Origin of the sequence: Sutcliffiella horikoshii (genome assembly GCF_008180725.1) — a bacterium.
Classification (GTDB): domain Bacteria; phylum Bacillota; class Bacilli; order Bacillales; family Bacillaceae_I; genus Sutcliffiella_A; species Sutcliffiella_A horikoshii_B.
On the sequence record NZ_VTEV01000010.1, the window covers coordinates 19748 to 43044 of the forward strand.

A 23297-nucleotide genomic window follows, 5' to 3' on the forward strand; every position below is an offset into this window, starting at 1 on the left:
TATTCCTACTCCTTTATCTATACAAATTAATAAATTAGGCACGCGTCTGAGCGCTTGCCTAATCTTTATAAGTAGACATTATTAAACACATTACCTGTTATCATAACACTTCGGTTGCTAAATAGCAATAAAGGTTAATGCCAACTTATAGGAGGTTACGCTTTCAATCGCGCTCCTCTGCCGAATAAATCGGCGAAACTTTTTTCTCTCCGTACTATTCTTAGCAAATGCAGCACGCTTACTTCTAATTTTCTCATTTTAAGAACTTTGTATTCCTTTGAAAATGGATATTTATTTTATTGCTTCAATAACCTCTTCTAGTTTCATGCCACGAGAACCTTTTACCATCACCACATCACCGGACTCTAAAACAGGCAGCAATTCACGTGTTAACTCCTGCTTGTTCATGAACGGTTTAACATGAGAAGCATCCATTACTTCTTGAGCCCCTTTAGCAATCTCCATAGCGAGGGCACCAAATGTAAATACATAATCGACATTTTTCCCTTTTACATATTGACCAACTTCATGGTGAAAAGTCTTTTCCATGTCACCAAGCTCAAGCATATCACCAAGCACCGCAATCTTTTTCCCATACCCATCCAGGCTGCCCAATAGATCCAACGCTGCTCTCATGGAAGTAGGGCTTGCGTTATAGGCATCGTTGATCACTGTCCACCCACCAGATGTCTCCACCACTTCATTTCTCATGCCCGTGATAACAAGTTGCTCCAAGCCTTTTTTTCGGTTCTCTTCTGACACGCCGAATAACTCCCCGACAATGATGGCAGCAAGGGCATTGGTCACATTGTGGGCACCAAGTACCGGGATGAAATACTCTGTTTCTTCTATTATAAAATGAGTGCCTCTGCCTTTTAAAGTAATGTCACTTGCTTGATAGTCGTTGGTAGATTTTAGCCCAAATGGAATGACATTTGCATTCCCCCCAACTCTATCAGTTAAAAGCGGCTCATCTCCATTGATGATTAGCTTGCCGTCTTCTTTCAGGCCAGCTGCAATTTCAAGTTTAGCCTCCGCGATCCCTTCACGTGAACCGAGGTCCTGCATATGAGATTCCCCGATATTGGTGATAACGGCAGCATCGGGCTTGGCAATGTTAGAAAGCAACTCGATTTCGCCTCGACCGCTCATCCCCATTTCCAACACAGCAACCTCCGTGTCCTCTTTCATAGAAAGAATCGTTAGCGGCAATCCAATATGATTGTTGTAGTTTCCTGCTGTTTTGTGCACGCGGAAGGTGGTCTCTAATACAGAAGTGACCATATCTTTGGTGGTGGTTTTCCCGTTGCTTCCGGTAATGCCCACAACTTTCATGCCGATTTCCTTTCGATAACTGCTTGCCAGGTGCTGCAATGCTTCGATGGTGTCGTCCACCATTATCAGGTTCAAGTCTGCCGGTGGTTCTGGTTGATCTTTTTGCCAGAAGGATGCGACTGCTCCTTTTTTCTCGATGGCATCACGGACAAATGCATGGCCGTTAAAATTCTCCCCGATAATCGGTATGTACAATTTTCCGCTCATATCCTCGCGTGTGTCTTTTGAAACGCCTTCCACGACGATGGCGTTGTATTCGGATGAGATCGGCTGTCCTTTAGCCATTTCTTGTATTTGTTTAAGTGTTCTTTTAATCATTTTGGGTTTCCCTCCTATTCTTTTTACACAGAGAAGGGGCTGACATCACTTGTTTAACCTTTTCTCGTGATGACCCAACCCCTGCCTTGTGTGTATGATTTAACTTCCTGTATATTTCCGTTCCAGGTGTTCGCTTTTCGCGGGACGGTGCTTGAGCCTCCTCGGCTTCGCCTGCGGGGTCTCAACCTACCGTTACTCCCCCGCTGGAGTCTCACACCTTGCACTCCAATCTACAGGAGAAATCTTTTTCATTAGAATGTATGCTTAATTTTTTGTTTTTCTTCGTGGCGTTGTTGTGCGTATCCTACTAGTTTTTCGATTAGTTCTGGGTAGGAAACATCAGTATGCTGCCATAATAGTGGGAACATGCTGAATGGAGTGAAACCTGGCATCGTGTTCACTTCGTTGATGTACAGTTTACCCTCTTTTGTTAAGAAGAAGTCTGCGCGCACAAGTCCTGCTCCATCAATAGCCTTAAAAGCAGTGATTGCCATTTCTTTTACTTGCTCATAGATGTCATCACTGATCTCCGCAGGGATAATCATGGCCGTATCGCCATCTTCATACTTTGCTTTGTAGTCATAGAACTCTGTCTTAGGAGCAATTTCTCCTACAACAGAACATTCTGGCTCATCGTTACCAAGTACGCCAATTTCGATTTCACGAGCACCTTCCAAGCCTTGTTCCACAATGATTTTGCGATCATAGTCGAATGCTTCGCGGAATGCCGCTTCCAATTCTTCACGATTTTTTGCCTTACTGATCCCGACACTTGATCCTAAGTTTGCAGGCTTAACAAAGCATGGATACCCAAGCTCTGATTCTACCTTTTCATAGGTTGCATCTGCAGCCTTTTCCCACTCAGAGCGCAGGAAGTGTGCATAGCCGACTTGTGGCAGCCCTGCTTGGTCGAAAAGGTTTTTCATAATAACTTTATCCATCCCTGCAGATGATGCTAAAACGCCGTTCCCTACATACGGAAGGTTTAAAAGTTCCAACATACCTTGAACTGTTCCATCTTCCCCGTTCGGACCGTGTAAGAGAGGGAATACAACTGTTGGCGTTTCTTCCGACTCTTCCTCATTAGTCAATGCAAGGGGAGCGATTGTTGTACCGCCACCTTCAAGCTTCAATTGGTGTACGCTTTCTGCCGGCCCATTTAACAAGCCACCGCGTTTCCATTCCCCTGATTCCGTTATGTATAACGGATATACTTCAAATTTATCTGTATCTAATGCCTTTGTTACAGCCAATGCTGTTTGTAAAGAAACTTGATGTTCTGCTGATTTCCCGCCGTACAATAAATGCAATTTTGTTTTCATATTGCTTCCCCCTCAAAGAGATGATCTATTTTATATTTTTAGTTTAAATGTCCTTACTTCAATTATTTCATTATAGCACCTACATACAAGAATTCGAAACTGCTTCGTCCATTTAAGTAGGTGGAAAATATAAAATCTTTTTCCTTAATATATGAATGTCATTCCACAGGCGTGTAGAACGCAAACCTAATTGCCTAGATTATTTTCGACAGGTTTCTTTTCCTAGGAAATAAAATGCCGGCGAATGTTGTCATTATTTCCTGCATTTTCGTAAAAAAAGAGAGCGGAATGACTCGCTCTCTTGCAGCTTACCTACCATGTAATTTTGGTCGCCTTTACTTCTTTTGGTGTAACGGTGTACAGGTGGTCATCGATATACAGGATTCGTTGGACCATGTTCTCCCAGTCTTCATATAAAGTGTTTTCTTGCTGATGCGTTATTTTAGTGTGCAAGGTAAATCCTTTTTCCGGGTCAATTCCATAAACCATCGCACCTTCAAAGTCGAGACGGTAGCTTCCATCTTTTTGATTTTCATTGTACTTTGTGATTGGGAATGCGAAAACATCCTTATCCTTGTAGAAAAGAAGGGCTTTATGATCGTGATTTAATGGGGAGTGTGTGGACTGACCGCCGATAATTTCCGTGTGTTTTTCCAACGGATTTGTCGGGTCACTCACATCAAACAAGGATATTTTAACACCGTTTGTTGTCACTCTGGTTCCCCATTGGTCTTTTTCCACTTTTGTATCATAACCAAAACCAATAAGATGATTTTCATCATACGGGTGCAGGTAATTACTGAAGCCAGGTATCTTTAATTCCCCAAGCACTTTCGGTTCATTTGGATTACTCAGGTCAAAGACGAAAAGCGGATCTACTTCCTTAAACGTGACCACATATGCTTTATCCTGCATGAAGCGGACAGAATAGATGCGCTCGCCCCTTGCCAAGTCTTCTACACTACTGATTACATTCATTCCTTCATCCAAAATAAAGAGGTGGTTGCTTGACGGAGAGTGTTTATCCCAAGCATGCCCCTTGGTTGCCGCCACTCGGAAATGCCCCTTATACTCATCCATGGAAAATTGATTTAAAAGATGACCAGGGATTGCTCCATTTGCACGAAACTCGACACGCATGCCATCTACAGCAAATTTATAAACTTCTGTACTTTCATTATTTGTCCAATGTGGCCCATACCCATAGTTTGGTACCGCGACATATAGATTTTCTTTTGACATATAAATTTGGTTTCCGCTACCTACATACGTGGTAATAGACGCATCTTCTTGAGGTTGGTTTAGGTCGATTGTGGCAATCGTCATAAAATTATCTTCTGTTGAGTCAGGGAAATAACGGATATCCTCATACGGGACTCCTTTCAATTCTCCTTCTTCCTCACCTTGTGTATCGGATACTCGCGGTCTTAAGTCTGCCTCAGGATGTTCCTCAAGCATCCAAAAATCTGCGTACTTATTTGTGATCAAATAAACACGGTTATCAATCTTTCTACTGGAAACATAACCCCCTTCTAAGGTGACTGTTTTTTGGACAGTTGGGTTGGATCGGTCCGTAATATCATAAATGATGGCTTTTGTTGCTTCATGCATTGGCATGATCATTTCGCCTTCACTACTTTTATTTTCGCCATACCCGCCATACATCATCTTTTCATCCCAATAATAACCGATGACCACTAGTTGATTGCCATCCAAAAACAGTTGATACGGATTAAAATCCTTATAACGGATCTCTGTCACAACGGTCATTTCCTCTACAGGTTCTGCCTTAGTGATTTTTAACTTTTGGTCGGTTGCTTGGTAAATGAAGTTTCCATCTGTTTTCACAATGTCCGCTTCATCTACTCCTTGAACCTGGACGTTTGTTTCTGAATGGCCACCTGCACTACCATTCGATTCACTTTCAGTTGCCATATCGGCACTTGCAGCCCCATCACTATCGTCAGAGCCTGAAGTCGATTCATCTCTACCAAAGCTAAACAGCTGTTTACTTTCTTCCCTCTCTTGTTGCATTTGTTTGAGACGGGCGGTGAACAATGAATTTAGTTCTTTATTGGAAGCAACCGTCGGCAATTGTTTCATAGCTGTGAACTTAATTTTCTTTTGTTTTCCGAGCGTTTTGCCGTCCACCGATTCAATATCCCCGCTGATGTGAAGCTCATACGGCCCTTTGCTTGGATCATAGCCACCCTCAGGAGGAGAAAGCGATACAAAGTCTTTGGAAACCTCAAGCACTGTCTCTACCTTATTACCGTCTTTATCCGTAACATAGATAGACTCATTCTCTTTGATGCTGTCCTGCTGAAACTCTTTGGTAAAAGTCAGTAACCATTTTTTATCTGACAGTACTGTTTGTGTGTCTTTTTCAGAGTAGGGATTGCCGGTGCCATTGACCGCAAAAGGTTCTCTTGATTGGTAGATGAACGCGAAGATGATGGCCAGGCCTACTATAATAGAAGAAAAGATAATTACCTTTTTTTTCATGTAACTGCCCCCTTTTATACGGTTAGACGAGGGAGATGTTAAAAGGTTACATAGGAGGGGGAATTGTTTATGAGTTGGTCAACTGAGGCTTCTCTGTGACGTGATGGGGGGTTTTTATAGAAAATAGGTGAAAATGCTTGTGAAATACCTACCTTTTGAGCCAAAAAAAAATGGTTCGGACACTTTTAGAATTGCTTCGGCCAATTTCCTTATTTGGATAGGGTTTGTTCAGACAAATTAAGACTCCGTTTGGACAACAATTCGATGGGTTTGGTCATTTTAAAAATTGGTTCGGTCACTTTCGGGGAAACTTCGGTCAAAAACACAAAATCTTCGGCCAACTTTCCCAAAACTTCGGTCACTATCGGAAAATCTTCGGACATTTGACTTTCTCCCCCAAACCCCTCTCACTGCCGCACCGAAAATCAACCAAAAACAAACCAGCAACCCATTTTAAAAGCACAAAAAGCCAGCAGATTATCAAACTCATCCGCTGGCTTCCAGGGCACCCATATCTCCCAAACCCCTATGCCATTATCTGCTCCTTCAACTCATCAAGCCCGTAACGGCCGACAAACTTGGCAAACTGCTCACGCTTCTTGCCCTCTGCTGCATATATATCTATCAATCTATCAATCAACACATACAGTGCGCCTTCCTCCAACCCACTTGCAAACAATACTCCTGTTCTGGCGTCGAGCCCCTTTGCTTTGCCGCCCACATAGAGATCGAATCGTTCACCGTGTTGCTTGATTACGCCAATATCATTAACCAACGGCTCCCCGCACCCAACCGGACACCCTGTATAGGCCGGTTTCAAAGTAAAAGGGACCGCTCTTCCAGCAATGCGGCGGTTGATTTCTTTAGCCACAGGCATTCCTTCTTCCAGCTCCCCTTTACAGAAGTTGCAGGTGCGAAGGCTTTTGACATAATTGCCGACCGGATAGCAGCTCAGACCAACGCTTAAAAAGTCGGCCTTCGCTTCTTCTAGCTGCCCTTCTGGAACATCCACATACAATTGTTGAAAAGTGGTGACTTCTAACTCCTGGTCGTCTCCCATATAGCGCGCAAGCATCAATAGCTGTTTGCCGTTCAATTTGGCGCCAAAATTTATTCCACCGTTGACCGCGAGCTTAATTAGTTTTTCTCCCATATCACCAATTCCCCTTTATTCCGTAATTTCCAACACATAAGGGAAGGCATATACTTTCCCGTCCAGTTTGAATTCTGCCCACAGTTTATACATGCCAGGCTTGCTAAAGTGGGCCTCAAACACAGGTTCTTCTCCTTCGCGCGGATGTACGTGGATAAATTCATCTAACCCTTCATCCACTACAACCACATGTCCTAAGGCACCAAGATAATCTTCAGGCTCTGCTCCTTCAATATCAAAAGAAAGGACCACGTTTTCTTTTACGGAAAAATTGTTCACATCAAGTGTTACGGAATAGCCCTCTTGTACCTTCGTCCATTGTGTTTCTGGATCTAAATGGACATGAGCATCCTCGTGACTGTCATGTTCTCCAACCATCACTGGGTGGGCTTCATTTACATACTCCAGCTCACTCGGCTTGATATCTACAAACGCCTGATACATGCCTTCTTCCAAATCGGCCTTCGCTGTGAAAACACCCTCAGAAACCTTTTCTGGATGTAAATGTTGGAACTGTTCCAGGTCTTCACTGATTACAATTAGATGCATCAATTTTTCATGATTCATTTCAAGGCTATCCATTGCATTGCCATCAAGGTCTGTCAGGGTAATGGTCATTTTTTTACCATCCAGCTTAACGTCTACTTGAACTTCACTAGTAGACTCGCCTTCGTGGTCGCCGTGCCCACCGTCATGACCTTCTCCTTCATGCTCACCATGTTCCACTTCCTCACCGTGCGCCTCTTCACCCTGATGCTCCTCATGACTGCCTTCATCACCTTGAGATACACCTTCACCTGCATAAAACGAATACGCTGTGTAGCCTCCGACAATCAACAACAGATAAACAAGCGCAGATCCAATCCATTTTTTCATCGTGTTCCCACCTTATTAAAATTTCACTTTTTGCAATCTGAGTGCATTCAATACAACCGATACAGAGCTAAATGCCATCGCTGCTCCTGCTACCCATGGGGCCAAGAAGCCTAATGCCGCAATCGGTATTCCCATAGAGTTATAAGCAAATGCCCAGAACAGATTTTGCTTGATGTTCTTAATTGTTTTTTTGCTCATAACAATGGCATCTGCAATGCTGTTCAGGTCTCCGCGCATCAACGTGATGTCGGCTGCTTCCATCGCGACATCTGTTCCCGTTCCAATTGCCATTCCGATATCTGCTGTTACCAATGCTGGTGCGTCATTTATGCCATCGCCGACCATCGCGACTTTCTTGCCTTGCTTTTGAAGCTTTGCTACTTCTTCCGCTTTTTGTTCTGGAAGTACTTCAGCAATGACCTGATCAATTCCGGCATGTTGGGCAATTGCATATGCTGTGCGTTTGTTATCTCCTGTCATCATGACAACTTCCAGACCCATATCTTTCAGTCGTTTAACGGCTTGTTTGGAAGTATCTTTTATGGTATCTGCAACCGCAATAATGCCTTTGTACTCTCCGTTCACTGCAATAAGCATTGCCGTTTTACCATTCGTCTCAAGCTCACGGACCATTTCTTCTGCATGCTCGACAGCTATATGGTGCTTGTTCATCAATTTACGTGTACCAACCACCACTGTGTTTTCTCCTACGACCGCTTCGATCCCATAGCCAGGTATCGCTTCAAAAGAATCCACAGTGCCAAACTTGACCCCTTTTGCTTGGATTCCTTCCACAATCGCTTGCGCCAGTGGATGTTCGGATTGCTTCTCTGCCGCTCCCACCATTGCAAGGATTGCTGCTTCATCCTCACCAGGCTCCAGTTGTACATCTGTTAAAACAGGCGCCCCATTTGTCACTGTCCCTGTTTTGTCCAGCACAACAGTGGTAATGCGGTGTGTCTGCTCTAAGTGCTCTCCGCCTTTAAAAAGGATGCCAAGTTCCGCTGCCCGACCGGATCCCGCCATGATGGATGTCGGCGTTGCAAGGCCAAGCGCACACGGACAAGCAATGACCAGAACTGCAATCAAGTTCACCAACGCTTGTGCGAAGTTTCCAGGATCGACGATAAAGTACCAAACTAAAAACGTCAGGATTGCAATTCCGACGACGATTGGAACGAAGATGCCCGAAATTTTATCTGCCAGTCGCTGAATTGGTGCTTTGGAACCTTGTGCCTGCTCTACAATCCGAATGATTTGTGCAAGAGCTGTTTCTTTTCCGACTTTTGTCGCTTTCACTTTTAAAAAGCCATTTTTGTTAATAGTAGACCCATAGACAGAGTCCCCATTCTTTTTGTCAACAGGGATACTCTCTCCAGTCAGCATGGACTCATCCACAGCCGATTGTCCCTCCACAATTTCCCCATCCACAGGTACTTTTTCCCCTGGCTTAACGGAAACAATATCTCCTACAAGGACTTCTTCTAATGGAATTTCTATCTCTTTTCCATCCCGTAAAACGAGGGCTGTTTTCGCTTGCAGGCCCATCAATTTTTTAATTGCTTCTGATGAACGCCCTTTCGCTCTCACTTCAAAAAGTTTTCCTAAAATAATAAGGGTAATAATCACTGCACTCGCTTCAAAATACAACTCGACCATATGGGCATCTGAGCCAATGGATTCAATCGATAAATACAAGCTGTACACATATGCGGCTGTCGTTCCAAGTGCAACCAATACATCCATGTTCGCGCTTTTATTTTTCAGCGCTTTATATGCACCCGTGTAAAATTGCCAGCCGATGAAAAATTGCACAGGGGTCGCAAGTGCGAGCTGCACCCATGGATTCATCAGCATATCAGGCAGATAGATAAAGGATGTAAAGGAAAAGTGACTCACCATTGCCCAAAGCAGCGGGATTGTGAGAATTAACGAGAAAACAAATTTCCCTTGTTGCTTTTCCAATTCCTTTTGACGGAAGCTCTCGGCACTTTCACTTTTCTCTACTTTTTCCGTAGCACCGTAACCCGCTTTTTCAATGCGGGCAATGATGTCAGACGGCTTTAGCTTGGAGGGATTATATTCTACTGTTCCACTTTCCAGGGCAAGGTTCACATTAGCTGAATTTACGCCTTCCATTTTTCCGAGTACTTTTTCAATTCGACTAGAACAAGCGGCACACGTCATGCCGGTGATAAGAAACTCTACTTTTTCTTTTACCACATCATAGCCAAGATCCTGAATTTTTTTCTCTATTTCTTTTTCAGATACTTGTTCCGGGTCATAGGTGACAGATGCATTTTCAAGGGCAAGGTTCACATTGGCCTTTTCGACTCCAGCCAGTTTGTTCAGCCCTCTTTCCACGCGTGTGGAACAAGCCGCGCATGTCATTCCCGTTATCTGCAACCTGGTTTCTTTTTTCTTTTGATCACTCATCACGCTGACCTCCTTTATACCTATAGGGGGTATGTCATTTTTCAAATAAAACGTGCTGTTCTCGTAAGAAAAGCACGTATCTGACTTTGGTTAATTATGCTACTTCATAACCTTCTTCGTCGATTGTTTCCTTAATTTTATCCACTGTTACTTGCTCGCTTTTGTATTCTACTGCAACAGTTCCAGATGCAAGATCCACTTTAACCGAATTCACGCCTTCCAATTCTCCAACGCTTCCTTCCACTGCTTTTACACAATGACCGCAACTCATACCATTTACTTTTAACGTTACTTGTTCCATTTTAATCTCCCCTTATTTCATCAGTCTTTTAACTGTTACTAATAATTCATCTATCACTTCTGTATCGCCATCTTGAATTCTCTCCACGATACAGGATTTCATATGTCCCTCTAAAAGCATTTTTCCAAGGCCATTTAGAGCAGACTGTACTGCTGAGATTTGAGTGAGCACATCGTCGCAATAAGTGTCCTCTTCAATCAAGCGTTTTACTCCTCGCACCTGACCTTCAATACGGTTCAAGCGTGAGATCAACGCCTTCTTTTGCTCTGCGGAATGGTGACTCTTCCGTTCACCCTTGTCTGTATGGCAACACGCTTCATTTACTGTTTCAACTGGAAGGTTTTCCATTGTTCTTGACCTCCTATCCCTTATAAAGTAACATACCCCTATACGGTATGTAAAGAAACTGAATTTATAATTTTAAAATAATTTACGAGAGGGACTTTTTCATGTGGAAGGATCAAGTGTTGGAATGGTTTGCAGCAGTGGGACCGTTTGCCATTCTACTTAGTATTTTAATCAACACCATCATAAGCATACTAGCTTTTATGCCAAGCGTTTTCCTTACGGCTGCCAACCTGGCATTCTTCGGCTTTTGGCGGGGAACGTTGATTTCTTTTTTAGGGGAGTCGTTTGGGGCAGTCGTAAGTTTTTGGTTGTACCGAAAAGGCATAAAGAAATTTGCCCCGGATGCGTTGATGAAAAATAAATGGCTGATAAAATTGCAGGAGACTGGTGGCAGGGAAGCTTTTTTACTGGTTCTAGCTTTGCGGTTATTCCCATTTGCGCCGTCTGGACTTGTGACGCTCGCTGGGGCAACAAGCCGGATCAGCTTGGTCGGGTTTGCAGTCGCAAGTACAGTCGGAAAGATACCAGCATTGATGTTAGAAGCATTCTCTGTGTATCAGGTACTTCAGTGGAATACGGCTGGGAAGGTCATCTTGGCTTTGGTTGCGGTTGGCGTTGTAGTGGCTGTATTACGTGGGCGATTGAAGAAGTAGCAGCGAAAGGCAGGGCAATTTTAATTGGTTAATCGACGCTGTTCCTTTCTCCCCCGCTGGAGTCTTCGCCATTTGCTCCAATTCACAGCTAGAAACTATGTTAAAGAAGCGTTACTGGTACTTCAGTAACCTCGATTTAGATAGCTTTTTTTGACTAATGTGAATGAAGTCACCCAGTTGATTGGAGTGGAAGGCGCGCAGACGCCCGCGGGAGGAAGGGACAGGGAAGACCCCACAGGGCGAATGCCCGAGGAGGCTTCCGGACCGCCCGCAGGCAAGCGAAGCGCCTGGAACGGAATCAACCGGATTATAAGTTTTCCTATCTTAATAAAAACAGAGCCTCTTTTAAAAAGGCTCTGTCTCATTTCTTTTATTCTTGTATTACAAACTTCCCACCTGAGACATGCCCAAGCAAAAAATCTCCTATGTCGTTTCCGTAAAAGCTTAAATGATGCAGTGGCCGTGTCATCGCCACATATAACAGCTTTACGTCAATTTCGGTTTCTGTGAAAACTTCATCTAGCGTACACAACAGCACTGCGTCAAACTCCAGTCCCTTTGCCAACTGGGCATGAACGATGACGACATCCTCTTGGTTGATTTCTTCATTTTCCAAGAGCAATTGCACCTTTAAGTCTGTATACTTGCGGAGCATCCCCTCGATTTTCTTACACTCTTTCTCGGTTTTGCCGATCACCGCAATTGTTTTTCGACCATCTTTATATAACTTCTCTATTTCTGCTTCTAGCATGTTCGCCATTTCAGCTGCACCACCAAGTGTAGACCATTTATGGAAGGTTGGTTTCGCACCATGTCTCACCACAGGCTCCACTTTCGGCAGTTCAAAAGGCAATAGCTTTAATACGTCATTGGCTGTTTCCATAATTTCCACTGTTGTACGATAACTTTTTTGCAACGTAGTGTAAGCAGCCCTTGGGAAAATTGCTTCCTTCACCTTGTTCCAATCCTGAATGCCACGGTATGAATGAATACCTTGCGCCAGGTCTCCCACGATAGTGAACATATCAGTTTCCAACGCACTTTTCAAAGCTGCCAGCTGAAAATAGCTATAATCCTGCGCTTCATCAATGACCACATTTCGAGCACGCAGATCTTTATCTATTCCGTACAAATGATGTTGCAGATAAAGTAGTCCCGCCAAGTCTTCTAGCTCATACTGCTTCTGTCTATGCAATTTCACTTGATAGTCAACAAAGTACTTAATCTGATAGTCATCCAAATAATCACTAGCATACTTCGCAAAGGTAGCCCGATCTGTTACTAGCTCTTTAAAATAGTGAAAAAGAGTGTGCTTTGGAAGCTTGCGGATGAAGGCGTTAACGGCGGTTCTGGATTCCCGTTTTATCTCCTCTATCATCGCATCCTTTTTATCCATTGCTTTTGTCACATAACTTTTTCGTTTAGCAGGATCAAGGTTCATGTTGAATAGAGCTTTGTCTAGTTTGTTGTCGTAGAATCTCTCCACTTTATGCAAGATCACTTTTTTCTCTGTACGCACATAGTTTTGCAGTACACTTTTCACCTTTTCTACTCGGCGATAATACGGGAGGTAGGTATATTCGTTGCGAATCAGGTTTTCCATTTTTTCAGCGGTGTAGAGTTTGAATTTAGAAGTCAGGTAGAAATCTTCTGTTGGAATGAGTGTTTCTAAGATGTCAGATAAATAGCGGTCCATGATTTCCTTGAATTCTAGCGAACCTTTGAAGCTTGCCAGCCATTGGACCATTTCAGGATCCTGATATTCATGGTTAATGAAGCCCATCAATTTCTCCGACGGAGGTCGCAATTTCACCTTTTTGCCGATGCAGCTTAAGACAAAGTCAATAAAGGTCGTCTGTAAGATCCGGTCCACCCCAAGCTCTGGGAGCACTTCAGAAATGTAGTCGATGAATAGATTGTTCGGTGCGAGGATCATCAGTTGTTCCGGTCGGAATTGATCCTGGTAGGTATAAATAAAATAAGAAATTCGGTGAAGCGCAATGGTAGTCTTTCCGCTTCCTGCCGCTCCTTGCACAATAATCGGTTTATTTAAGTCAGCCCGGATGATTCGGTTCTGCTCCTCCTGAATCGTAGAGACGATATCAGTGAGGCGGTTGCTGGAACTGCCCGAAAGTGATTCTTGTAACAGCTCGTCCGTCGTCGTCAAATCAACATCCCTTATATCTTGGAGCTCGCCGTCTTCCATAATATATTGCCGTTTCAGAGAGAGGTAGCCGTCATACGTTTCCCCTTCCGCCTCGTACTCTACTTCACCAAGTCTGCCGTCATAGTAGAGGTTGGCTATTGGGGAGCGCCAATCGACAATGATCGGGTCTTGCGTTTCCCTATCAAAAAGCGATGCTTTACCAAAATAAAGGATCTCCTCTTCTTCTTTGCCTGCCCGCTTATAGTCAATTCTGGCAAAGTAGGGCTTATGGTAGATTTTCTTGAGGCTGCGGATCTCTTCGTTCGTCCGCTGGAGCATGTTCGCATTGGTGAGCATGTTTAAATAACTTAAACTACTGTCTGAAAAATCAGTTCCATCCAACGCCTCTTTAAAACTGGATTTAAACGATTCCTCATCCAACTCTGTTGCTTTGATGACAATGTCCATATACTTTTTGGTAAAGATAAGCCGTTCCACTTCCTGATCAAAATCAGGATGCCTTTTCTTCATTTCTGCCAAACTCTTCACACTCCCGAGGTTTATGTAGAGACGCAAAAAACCATGAACTAGAGTTTTCTCCATTCATGGTAACTATCCCTTTAGGAACCTTTTCAAAGTACGCAACGGTTTTCTGTTCTTTTTGCCGGAAAAACAATTATAACCGCTTACAAAACAATTTGCAATTTTCCATCAGATTTAGCTCTTTTCCTTGTCAGTTTCTATTTTTATATGTAAACTTTTGTTGTTGGTAAGTTTACATATAAATTACACAGTAACATTGTTGATTGTAGTGGAAGGCGCGCAAACTCCTACGGGAGGAAGGGACAGGGGAGACCCCGCAACGAAGTGAGGAGGCTCCCGGACCGCCCGTGGAAAGCGAAGCGCCTGGAACGGAAATCAACAGTTCATCCAAAAACTCAGTAGGAGTGATTATTTTGACTTGGAAACAGCTTGCAGAAAAAGTGGTAGAGGGCTATCACATAACACCAGAGGAAGCCTTACAAATTTTAAACGAAGACGACGACAACGTATTAGAACTCATCCAATCAGCCTTTCAGATCCGAAAACACTACTACGGAAAAAAAGTAAAACTGAACCTGATCATCAACGCCAAAAGCGGCTTATGCCCAGAAGATTGCGGCTACTGCTCCCAATCCATGAAAGCCGACACCGAAATTGACAGCTACCCGCTTGTCAGCAAAAAAATTATTGTCGACGGAGCCAAAGAAGCCAAGAAGAATAAAATTGGTACCTACTGTATCGTCATGAGTGGCCGCAAGCCGACAAATCGAGACGTGGACACGGTGGTTCAGGCCGTCCAGGACATTAAAAAAGATGTGGAAAATATGAAGATTTGCGCCTGTCTGGGTCTTGTAAACGACGCACAAGCGAAACTCTTGAAGGAAGCCGGCGTGGACCGTTTCAACCATAATATCAACACAAGCAAAGGACACCATAGCGAAATCACTACGACACACGATTACGAGGATCGCATCCGCACACTCGAAACATTGAAAAGTGCAGGAATCTCCCCTTGTTCTGGTGTGATTTGTGGAATGGGTGAAACGCTTGAGGATATTGTAGAAATGGCATTTTCGCTGAAAGAATTAGATGCCGACTCCATTCCAGTTAACTTTCTTCACCCAATAGAAGGAACGAAGCTTGCCGGCATGGATGATTTAACTCCATTAAAATGCTTGAAGATCCTAGCCATGTTCCGATTTGTGAATCCCACAAAGGAAATCAGGATTTCCGGAGGCCGTGAATACAATCTTCGAACACTTCAAAGTATGGGGCTTTACATGGCAAACTCCATCTTTGTTGGGGACTATCTGACCACTAGCGGTCAAGCATCTAACCAGGATTACCAAATGATCCAGGACCTTGGTTTTGAAATTGAAGAAAATGCATTTGAAACTGAAAGCCAGCAATTTGCAGGGGTATAAGCGGAGATAATAATCATGGACAGTGGTACATTACGAGCCACTGTCCTTTTATTAAACACCTATAGAAAACTTTTCATTCATTAACGCAAGGCGGTAAGGAGACAATTCCGCTGTCATAATTTCGCTTAATACAGCGGGGTCGTTATTCATAAACCTTTCTGCTTCCGCTTCGTTTCTAGCCAAAAATATAACGATTCCAAAACCGGTTTCATCCGTCTGTTCGGTTCTTCCCGCGAGGACGACTACTCCCTTTTCTACATTCTTTTTTAAGTAGGTGAAGTGCCGAGATACGATGGTCTTTTCCTCCTCTGTCCACCGCTCCGGGTCATATAATCTTTCAGGCAACCTAAGTAAATAAATATACGTTTGCAGGCTCATGGATTTCCCCACTCCTTTCCTTCCCTTAAATTTCTACAAATTCTGAGGAAATCCTTTTATAGAATGAAGAAAAACATTAAGGACTTCATATTGGTGATGAGGACCTCTCTCCTCCATTTTCCTTGTCACTCAGGTCTTCATACCGGCGATGAGGACCTCTCTCCTCCTTTTTCCTCGTCACTCAGGTCTTCATCCCAACGAACACGAATGAATCTAAAGACTATTCCAGCATTCCATTATTTTATAATTTCATAAACAACGAAAAAAGGGACAGTTCGCACTGTCCCTGAAAATAAGTAGTATTATCCGTTCACAACCGTTCCGCCGTTAATGTGCATCATTTGTCCGGATACATAAGAGGAATCCTCCGATGCCAAATAAACATAGGCCGGAGCCAATTCAGCAGGTTGGCCCGGACGCCCCATCGGAGAATCGGTACCGAACTCCTCCACCTGTTCTCCGTCAAAGGATGCTGGAATAAGCGGAGTCCAAATGGGACCAGGAGCTACACCGTTCACCCTGATTCCGCTGCCAACGATATTCTCTGACAAGGAACGCGTTAACGCTACAATTGCTCCTTTGGTTGCGGAATAGTCCATTAATACAGGCATTCCTTTATAGGCCACCACAGAAGCCGTGTTAATAATAGAACTTCCTTTATCCAGATAAGGCATGGCCGCCTGGATAAAATAAAAATAGGAAAAGATATTAGTCTGGAACGTACGCAACAATTGCTCTTCGGAAATATCCTCGATCTTCTCCTGCACATGCTGTTCAGCGGCATTGTTCACGAGAATATGTAATCCTCCCAGTTCTTCCGCTGTCTGCTTCACAACATCTGTGCAGAAATCCTTTTGACCAATGTCGCCAGAATACAACAGACATTTGACGCCATATTGCTCTACCATTTGTTTTGTTTCTTTTGCATCCTCATGTTCGTCAAGGTAGACAATGCTGACATTTGCTCCTTCTTTTGCATAGGCAATGGCGACTGCCCTGCCAATCCCGCTGTCCCCGCCAGTGATGATGGCATTTTTACCTTTTAGTTTGCCGCTTCCCTTGTAGTTTGGATTGTCGCAGATTGGTTCTGGAATCATTTCGTTTTCGTCACCAGGTTGTTTGCCTTGTTCTTGTGGTGGTTGGCCTTCTGTTTGTACGGTATAAAATCGTTCTTCACTCATTTTTCCCACTCCTTTTTTTGGGGTTTTATAAACGACGCTGTTGATTTCCGCAAATGGCTTCGCTTTCCTAGGGGCTGACGAGAGCCTCCTCGGCTTCGCCTGTGGGGTCTCCACCTAGCGCTATCCCCCTCAGGAGTCTTCGCCATTTGCTCCACTCCACAGCTGAGAATCTATTTCTAAATGATAAAGAGCAGCCTTTGTTTAATCGGCTGCCCTTATGGTTCTTATCTATGGTTGTGGCACATGTTAATTTGAGTTCGAGTTGTTACCGCCTTTTTGCCCGATCTCTTCGAAGTGCTCCTTGCCATGTTCGTTCAGCGTCTTGTTACCGCCTTTTTGGCCGATTTCCTCGAAATGCTCTTGACCATGCTCCTGTTTTGTCTTCTCTCCACCCATTCGTCCGCGCTCCTCATACGTCATTGTGGAGCTGTTAGAGCTACTGTTGTTTGAGTTATTAGAGTTGTTGCTGCTGTTATTATTGTTATTGTTGTTATTGTTGTTGTTAGCCATCTTAAATCCTCTCCTTTAAGTAATTTTTAAAAGATGCTTAAGTACTGACCTACATCCAACCGTCTACTTCACGTTCCGCCTCTTCCCTCGACTTCCCGTGGCGTTCCTGAATTTTGCCTACCAGCTTATCACGATCTCCTTCAATTTGTTGAAGATCATCATCCGTGAGATTTCCCCATTTCTTCTTGGCGTCACCTTTCATCTGGTTCCACTTACCTTTCATGGTTGTCTGATTCATAATCAACATCACCTCCCACTTCAATTTGTGACATCTGATAGCTCGTCACTAGTTACTTCATTCCTTTTCTACATAATTTAAAACCTAATTTTTGGAACAAACTTTTTTTCCAACTTTCGTCCTAATCTACACCTTTAGAAACAATTAAAAAAATTATTGGTTTAACATTTTTCACGCTAGGGAATTACCTTCTGTGTAGACGTTGAAAAAAATACCAAAACAATAGAGGAGGAAAATCACATGTTATGGACAATCTTTGTTGTACTTTTAGTTCTATGGTTACTTGGTTTCGCAATGGAAATTGGCGGAGGACTTATTCACATTCTTCTAGTGCTGGCTGTACTGGCTATCGTGTTTAACCTTTTCGGAAGAAGACGTGGCGTCAGGTAACGAATAGCCAATCATTAGCAGGAATACCAGGAGTGGCTGAAGGGCATACCAAACTTACAGCTACTATGTCAGATGTTTAGGAGGCATTTCACTATGTTATGGACAATCTTTGCAGTCTTACTTATTCTTTGGTTACTTGGATTCTCTTTTGATATCGCAGGGAACCTCATTCACATTATTCTTGTGTTAGCACTAATCGCATTAGTCTTTAACCTATTTGCTGGTCGCAGAAGGCCTTAGGTATAGAAAATAAAGAAGAAAGCTGGAAAGAATCAGTGTTGTCACTGAAACTTCCCAGCTTTTTTTTGTGGAGAGCTTACTTTGAAGCCGCTGTTGATTTCCGCAAATGGCTTCGCTTTCCTAGGGGCTGACGAGAGCCTCCTCGGGCTGCGCCCTGTGGGGTCTCCACCTAGCGCTATCTCCCTCAGGAGTCTTCGCCTTTTGCTACAATCAACAGCTAGGATAACTTTGCTACTTCAGTATCCTTTTTGCTTCGAAGAAACGTTGAAGGCCGGTTATTATTTCTACTGCTAAGAAGATTAAGGTGGTCCAGAGGACGAATGCAGGGAGCAATATCATGAGGGTAAGTAAGATAAAGCCTTCTGTTCGTTCCGCAAGTCCGGCCTGATAGTAAAAGGACTTCATTCCCTGCTTTTCCGAAACCGCTCCAACAGTTAAAAAGACTGTAATTGAAAAAATAATGGACACGCTTAACAATAATAACGCCCACTGTATTTCCGGGTAGACAAAGGCCACGCCGAGGATGACACTAATCTCAACCAGCCGGTCAAACGTGACATCCATCACCGTTCCCCATGGAGAAGACTTGGTTTTGCGGGCCATGGTGCCATCTACCGCATCAAGAAAGCCCGAAATCCACAAAACCAATACTGCTATAATTGGCAGACCAAAATAGAAAAATGCTCCAGATGACACGCCGATACAAAATGAAATGACCGTGACCTGATTTGGTGTCAATCCGAACTTCAACAATTGCTCCGCCGTATTAGATATCAGTGGTTGTACATATTTTCGGGCATGTGTATCAAGCATAAAAACCTTCCTTTATAGGGGGAGTATTTTCTAAATCAATTCTTAAAATGAATAAGATCATGTTCTTTTTGCACCGTTACCCATACTTTTTGGGATAGGTTTAAATCTTCCGTTGAAGGAAGGGTGAGCTTTTGATTGAGTTCTTCCATCTGAATATCATAAAAAAGACTGCCATGTTTTACTTTTTTCTGTACTATTGAGCCTTTATATGACTGGTAGCTGGACTCTGAGTGTTCTTTTGTTACTTTTAACTTTTTTGAATGAACAAAGGAACGCTTACCTATCAGAAGACCATCAGAATAAAATTTTGCGACAAAAGGTGTTGCCGGCTCCTCATACACATCCATCGGCGCGCCAACCTGTTGGATTTTCTGTTCGGCAAAAACTACAACCCGATCCCCCATCAACATCGCTTCTTCTATATCATGAGTGATAAAAAGGCTTGCAATACCTTCTTCTTTCAATAAATTTCGCACCCATAACCGTAATTCGTCCCTTTTCTCATTATCGATACTGCTAAAAGGTTCATCTAAGAGCAATAGTTGCGGATTAGTGATTAGTGCCCTAGCCAACGCAACCCTTTGCTGTTGTCCGCCAGAAAGCTCGTAAGGATAATTTTTTCCGTATCCATCAAGTCCGACTTTCATTAAGAAATTGGTAGCCAACTCTTTTCGCTTGGCCTTTGACCCTTTTCTTTTAAAAGATAAACCAATCATGACATTTTCCAAAACGGTCATATGTGGAAACAAAAGGGGCTGTTGAAACATCATGACAATCGGACGCTGATTGGCCTGCATGGAGGTGATATCCTTTTGCCCCACTTTGATGGTCCCAGCTGAAACTGGTTCCAGCCCAGCAAGACACTTCAATAACGTGGATTTTCCGCTTCCTGAAGGACCGACAACACTGATGATTTCACCTTGATTGATGGTCAAATTCATATGACGGATGATGCTTTTCTCTCCATATTTTTTTGATACGTTTTCTATCACTATTTTTTCACTCAATCTAAAAACACCCTTTTCTGATAAGGAATCACCAGTCGAAACACTAGTTCAAACCCGATCATCACACAAATAGGAAGCAATGCAAACACGATGGAAAAGCTCGCAATGACTGCTTCGTCCACTGACGACAGGAACGGAAAGTATAACATAGCCAACGTCAATACGTTTCCGCCACCGATGATGGACGTGAGCGCATATTGACTTAAGGAAATAACAAAAATTAAAAACACCATACTACGGAAGCTTGGCAATAATTGCGGCAAGTAAATTCTGTAGAGGATTGCGCCTTTTGTGCCTCCGAGCGAGCTTGCTTGTTCTTCCCACTTCTGTCCAAGTCTTTCAAAGCCCGATCTTAAAATTTTTATTGAATATGGTACCGTCGGAATGAGGTGGACGAACACAACACCAAGCCACTGGTCCGCCAAACCCAATCGTATCATGGTTATATGAATCCCCATCGCCACTGCTAGACTCGGGATGAGGATTGGGAGGAGAAGTACCACTTCAACCAGCGCTTTTCCTCTGAAAGAGTGAAAGGCAAGTGCCCTTGCGGCTGGTACTGCAATGGCCAAGTTGAGGAGAATAACGACCATTCCAATCAGAAGCGTCATTCCAATCGCTGAGTAAAAACGCGCATCATTAAGCAGGACGGTGAAGCCTCTTCCAGAAAAAGAAGTGGGGATGATTTCCCCCCACCGCCAACCGTAGGATACACTTTTCACCAGCAATAGCAGGACAGGTAGAAAGAGAACGAACGCAAAAATTATATACCATAAGCTCCAGTTTCTATTCCTACTCATCTTACATCCCGTTTCCTTTCATCATCCGATACCTTGATCTTGAAACCAAACTTAATAGGATGATAAGCATCCCAAAGATAATCGCAGTCACTGTCATCATCACAGCAAATGATTCAGGCCTTTTCGTCCAATCTCCTTGGTAAAACCACTCATAGGCAAGGACAGAGACCATTTTTGGATAGGTCGTGCCAAGTAAATAAGGCACCTCAAATGCCGCCAAAATAAAGGCAAAAACAATGAGCCCCGCTTCCATCAGCACTGGAAACAACCATGGCCATTCGACTGTTTTAAACACATGCCATTTGTTGCCGCCAAGCGTCTTTACCACATTCGGCAAATCGCGGTTCAGCTGTGCATAAACAGGGAGAAGCATAAGGACGACAAAGGGAATCTCTTTTAGCGTGTAAGTAATGATGATGCCGATCCCATAGCGGTCATTTGTCAGGACTGGAAACTGATCTGGACTATTTATAATGGACAGTTCATGGAGCAGGGTGGAAAACCAGCCAGTCTGAGAAAAAAGCAAGATCATCATATATCCCCAAACAAAGTGAGGAAATAACAATGGCAGCCAAACAACGGTTCGTGCCAATTGGTTTTTCAAGGTTTCAAATAGAAATTTTGTTAGAAAAAGTCCCAATAAAAGAGACAGCATTGTGGAAACGAAGGCAATCCTGAGACTATATTTCAACGATTCAAGGAATGCCTCGTTACCGAATATTTTTTTATAGGCATCCAGCGAAAAACCGTTCAAGGTTGTCACACTCTCCTGTGCCGCCATAAAAAGTCCATATACGACAAGGCAGAATGTAAAAAGAAAAGCCGGAAGGAGTGCAAGACTCCAGCTATTGCTTTTGAACCACTTCATTGACCCAATGCTCCTTCAACCAGTTCACATATTCCGCATCCACTTCCGGTAACAGGCTTTCACTCAGCTTTTCAGGTGGAAGGACAGATGCTCCGCGATCCATGTTAGCCAGCTTTTCTTTTTGCTCTTCTGGCAGCTTTGTCGGATCCAGTGCCATATTTTCTCCCCAATAGGTGGATTCATACTTGGCAAGCTGCGCATCAGGGGACATCAAGAAATCAATGGCCGCCATCGCACCTGCTTTATTTGGACTGTTAAACGGGATAGCCAGAAAGTGCGTGTTTCCGATGGAACCTGAATCAAACACAAAGGATTTCGTACTTTCAGGGAATACGCCGTCCTTGATAAGACTTTCGGCCCTCGCTTCGTTATACCCCATCGTCATCCACACTTCCCCTTGGCTATAGAGGCGATCCAGATCCGTGAGAGTTGCTGGATAAGTTTCCCCTTTTCTCCATAGGGAGGGTTGGATGTCACGGAGGTAGTTCCACATGTCTTCTTGGTTCTCTGTTAAAATCTCTTCACTGTAGCCGTCTTCTAATAATTTCTCCGGTCCGCCGACCGCATTATACAGGACATGCCTTAAGAACGCGTTGCCTGTAAAATCATTGGCGTCAGGATATGTGAATCTTCCTGGATTTTCTTTTATCCAATCTTTTAGCTCTTCTAGGTTTGCTGGTGGGGTCTGCACTTGTTCTTCGTCATAAAGGAAAACAAATTGCACTTTGCCCCATGGTGCCTCCAGTCCATCTACCTCTGTACCGAAGTCATATTGAATGTCGAGGCTTTCGGTGTCCACAAAGTTTTGGTAGTTCGGGAGTTTTTCACTGAAAGGTCCGTAGAGGAGCTCAAACTCCTTAGCATTCTTGAAGTTTTCCCCGTTGATCCAGACAATGTCGATGGTTCCTTCTTCTTTGTTTGCACGCTTTTCCGTGGACAATTTTTGGAGGATTTCATTGGTATCCATCGGGACTCGCTCTAGTTCGATGTTATGGGCTTCTTTTAAATTTGGTGCGACCCATTCATCCATATAGCGGTTGATCCCTTCATCTCCGCCCCACATGAAAATTCGGACCTTGGAGCCGTTTGCAAGGTCGGTGATGTCGCTCCACTCTTTTTCATTTAGTTCTTCGCCTGCGGTGTCGCTGTTGTTTGAGTTTGTGTTCGAGCAGCCAGCTGCGGCAACTAATAGAACGATTATTAATGATACTGCCAGTAACCTTATCTTTATCATGTGCGTCCCTCTTCTCTCTTTATCGAATCAATCTCTATCTATATATATAACACTATCCTTTTGTACTTTAAAATGTTGGTATGTTTGTGGTGGGTTTAGGTTCTTTAGGAACCTAACGTTTCGGGTGAAGATTTGGATCACTTTTGGGGTAACTTTTAGGTGGGAGGGCTGATGGACGAGGGGCCAGCGGGATGAACTTACTTCCATTTTAGGAAAATGTCCAAAGATTTTCGTTTTTTGGCCGAAGTTTTGACAGAAGTGGCCGAAGATTTTCCGAA

The 23297-nt window shown here is 43.6% G+C and carries 23 protein-coding genes; 4 read left to right on the forward strand and 19 right to left on the reverse strand.

Features of this window, described 5'->3' with window-relative positions:
* Positions 1 to 291: 291 nt before the first annotated feature.
* The 9 genes from FZC76_RS19645 to FZC76_RS19685 all read right to left on the reverse strand — a co-directional run bounded on the left by FZC76_RS19645 (position 292) and on the right by FZC76_RS19685 (position 10594).
* Complete coding sequence (locus FZC76_RS19645) at positions 292 to 1653, reverse strand: UDP-N-acetylmuramoyl-tripeptide--D-alanyl-D-alanine ligase (RefSeq protein ID WP_148989858.1); 1362 nt, start codon at positions 1651 to 1653, stop codon at positions 292 to 294.
* A gap of 251 nt (positions 1654 to 1904) precedes the next feature.
* On the reverse strand, positions 1905 to 2975 hold the full coding sequence (locus FZC76_RS19650; RefSeq protein WP_148989859.1) for a D-alanine--D-alanine ligase: 1071 nt from the start codon (positions 2973 to 2975) through the stop codon (positions 1905 to 1907).
* A gap of 312 nt (positions 2976 to 3287) precedes the next feature.
* Complete coding sequence (locus tag FZC76_RS19655; protein WP_148989860.1) at positions 3288 to 5480, reverse strand: beta-propeller domain-containing protein; 2193 nt, start codon at positions 5478 to 5480, stop codon at positions 3288 to 3290.
* Between the two features lie 209 nt (positions 5481 to 5689).
* Positions 5690 to 5863, reverse strand: coding sequence for a hypothetical protein (locus FZC76_RS23275; protein ID WP_187442161.1), 174 nt, complete (start codon positions 5861 to 5863; stop codon positions 5690 to 5692).
* Positions 5864 to 6006: 143 nt separating this feature from the next.
* Entirely contained in the window at positions 6007 to 6633 is a 627-nt protein-coding gene (locus FZC76_RS19665; protein ID WP_148989862.1) for an NAD(P)/FAD-dependent oxidoreductase, read from the reverse strand.
* Between the two features lie 15 nt (positions 6634 to 6648).
* Positions 6649 to 7509 (reverse strand): hypothetical protein, encoded by an 861-nt coding sequence (locus tag FZC76_RS19670; RefSeq protein WP_148989863.1) that lies wholly within the window; start codon positions 7507 to 7509, stop codon positions 6649 to 6651.
* Between the two features lie 15 nt (positions 7510 to 7524).
* Entirely contained in the window at positions 7525 to 9945 is a 2421-nt protein-coding gene (locus FZC76_RS19675) for a heavy metal translocating P-type ATPase (RefSeq protein WP_148989864.1), read from the reverse strand.
* A gap of 94 nt (positions 9946 to 10039) precedes the next feature.
* The gene (copZ, locus tag FZC76_RS19680; RefSeq protein WP_010195133.1) at positions 10040 to 10246 is read right to left on the reverse strand and encodes a copper chaperone CopZ; all 207 of its coding nucleotides are present in this window, start codon (positions 10244 to 10246) and stop codon (positions 10040 to 10042) included.
* 12 nt (positions 10247 to 10258) lie between these two features.
* Positions 10259 to 10594: a metal-sensitive transcriptional regulator gene (locus FZC76_RS19685; RefSeq protein WP_262372733.1), complete on the reverse strand. Its 336-nt coding sequence runs from the start codon at positions 10592 to 10594 to the stop codon at positions 10259 to 10261.
* A gap of 101 nt (positions 10595 to 10695) precedes the next feature.
* On the opposite strand from FZC76_RS19685, the gene FZC76_RS19690 reads away from it, so the two are divergent.
* On the forward strand, positions 10696 to 11247 hold the full coding sequence (locus tag FZC76_RS19690) for a TVP38/TMEM64 family protein (protein ID WP_148989865.1): 552 nt from the start codon (positions 10696 to 10698) through the stop codon (positions 11245 to 11247).
* Positions 11248 to 11617: 370 nt separating this feature from the next.
* Here FZC76_RS19690 and helD read toward each other — a convergent pair whose 3' ends face one another.
* Positions 11618 to 13924: an RNA polymerase recycling motor HelD gene (gene helD / locus FZC76_RS19695; RefSeq protein ID WP_148989950.1), complete on the reverse strand. Its 2307-nt coding sequence runs from the start codon at positions 13922 to 13924 to the stop codon at positions 11618 to 11620.
* Between the two features lie 422 nt (positions 13925 to 14346).
* Between helD and bioB the strand changes: the two genes are divergently transcribed.
* The gene (gene bioB, locus FZC76_RS19700; RefSeq protein WP_148989951.1) at positions 14347 to 15360 is read left to right on the forward strand and encodes a biotin synthase BioB; all 1014 of its coding nucleotides are present in this window, start codon (positions 14347 to 14349) and stop codon (positions 15358 to 15360) included.
* Between the two features lie 51 nt (positions 15361 to 15411).
* On the opposite strand, the gene FZC76_RS19705 is transcribed toward bioB, so the two are convergent.
* The 4 genes from FZC76_RS19705 to FZC76_RS19720 form a co-directional block, all read right to left on the reverse strand.
* The gene (locus FZC76_RS19705; protein ID WP_148989866.1) at positions 15412 to 15738 is read right to left on the reverse strand and encodes a YciI family protein; all 327 of its coding nucleotides are present in this window, start codon (positions 15736 to 15738) and stop codon (positions 15412 to 15414) included.
* A 302-nt stretch (positions 15739 to 16040) separates the two neighbouring features.
* On the reverse strand, positions 16041 to 16919 hold the full coding sequence (locus FZC76_RS19710; RefSeq protein WP_148989867.1) for an SDR family oxidoreductase: 879 nt from the start codon (positions 16917 to 16919) through the stop codon (positions 16041 to 16043).
* A gap of 246 nt (positions 16920 to 17165) precedes the next feature.
* Positions 17166 to 17429 carry a stress-induced protein, KGG, repeat-containing protein gene (locus FZC76_RS19715; RefSeq protein ID WP_148989868.1) on the reverse strand — a complete coding sequence of 88 codons (264 nt, stop codon included), beginning with the start codon at positions 17427 to 17429 and terminating at the stop codon, positions 17166 to 17168.
* Between the two features lie 49 nt (positions 17430 to 17478).
* Complete coding sequence (locus FZC76_RS19720; protein ID WP_060666147.1) at positions 17479 to 17667, reverse strand: CsbD family protein; 189 nt, start codon at positions 17665 to 17667, stop codon at positions 17479 to 17481.
* A gap of 240 nt (positions 17668 to 17907) precedes the next feature.
* Here FZC76_RS19720 and FZC76_RS19725 point away from each other — a divergent pair, with 240 nt between their 5' ends.
* Both FZC76_RS19725 and FZC76_RS19730 read left to right on the forward strand, forming a co-directional pair.
* On the forward strand, positions 17908 to 18057 hold the full coding sequence (locus FZC76_RS19725; RefSeq protein ID WP_148989869.1) for a lmo0937 family membrane protein: 150 nt from the start codon (positions 17908 to 17910) through the stop codon (positions 18055 to 18057).
* 93 nt (positions 18058 to 18150) lie between these two features.
* Positions 18151 to 18297, forward strand: coding sequence for a lmo0937 family membrane protein (locus FZC76_RS19730; protein WP_010195114.1), 147 nt, complete (start codon positions 18151 to 18153; stop codon positions 18295 to 18297).
* 231 nt (positions 18298 to 18528) lie between these two features.
* Here the strand turns inward: FZC76_RS19730 and FZC76_RS19735 are convergent, their stop codons facing one another.
* Genes FZC76_RS19735 through FZC76_RS19755 form a run of 5 tightly spaced genes read right to left on the reverse strand, consistent with a single transcriptional unit; the run spans position 18529 to position 23019 of the window.
* Positions 18529 to 19110 carry a CDP-alcohol phosphatidyltransferase family protein gene (locus FZC76_RS19735; protein ID WP_148989870.1) on the reverse strand — a complete coding sequence of 194 codons (582 nt, stop codon included), beginning with the start codon at positions 19108 to 19110 and terminating at the stop codon, positions 18529 to 18531.
* 35 nt (positions 19111 to 19145) lie between these two features.
* Positions 19146 to 20117 (reverse strand): ABC transporter ATP-binding protein, encoded by a 972-nt coding sequence (locus tag FZC76_RS19740; RefSeq protein ID WP_148989871.1) that lies wholly within the window; start codon positions 20115 to 20117, stop codon positions 19146 to 19148.
* Positions 20114 to 20917, reverse strand: coding sequence for an ABC transporter permease (locus tag FZC76_RS19745; RefSeq protein WP_148989872.1), 804 nt, complete (start codon positions 20915 to 20917; stop codon positions 20114 to 20116). The genes FZC76_RS19740 and FZC76_RS19745 overlap by 4 nt, the downstream gene beginning before the upstream one ends.
* A 1-nt stretch (position 20918) precedes the next feature.
* Entirely contained in the window at positions 20919 to 21785 is an 867-nt protein-coding gene (locus FZC76_RS19750) for an ABC transporter permease (RefSeq protein ID WP_148989873.1), read from the reverse strand.
* The gene (locus tag FZC76_RS19755; RefSeq protein ID WP_148989874.1) at positions 21763 to 23019 is read right to left on the reverse strand and encodes an ABC transporter substrate-binding protein; all 1257 of its coding nucleotides are present in this window, start codon (positions 23017 to 23019) and stop codon (positions 21763 to 21765) included. Before FZC76_RS19755 ends, FZC76_RS19750 begins: the two co-directional genes overlap by 23 nt.
* Positions 23020 to 23297 lie beyond the last annotated feature (278 nt).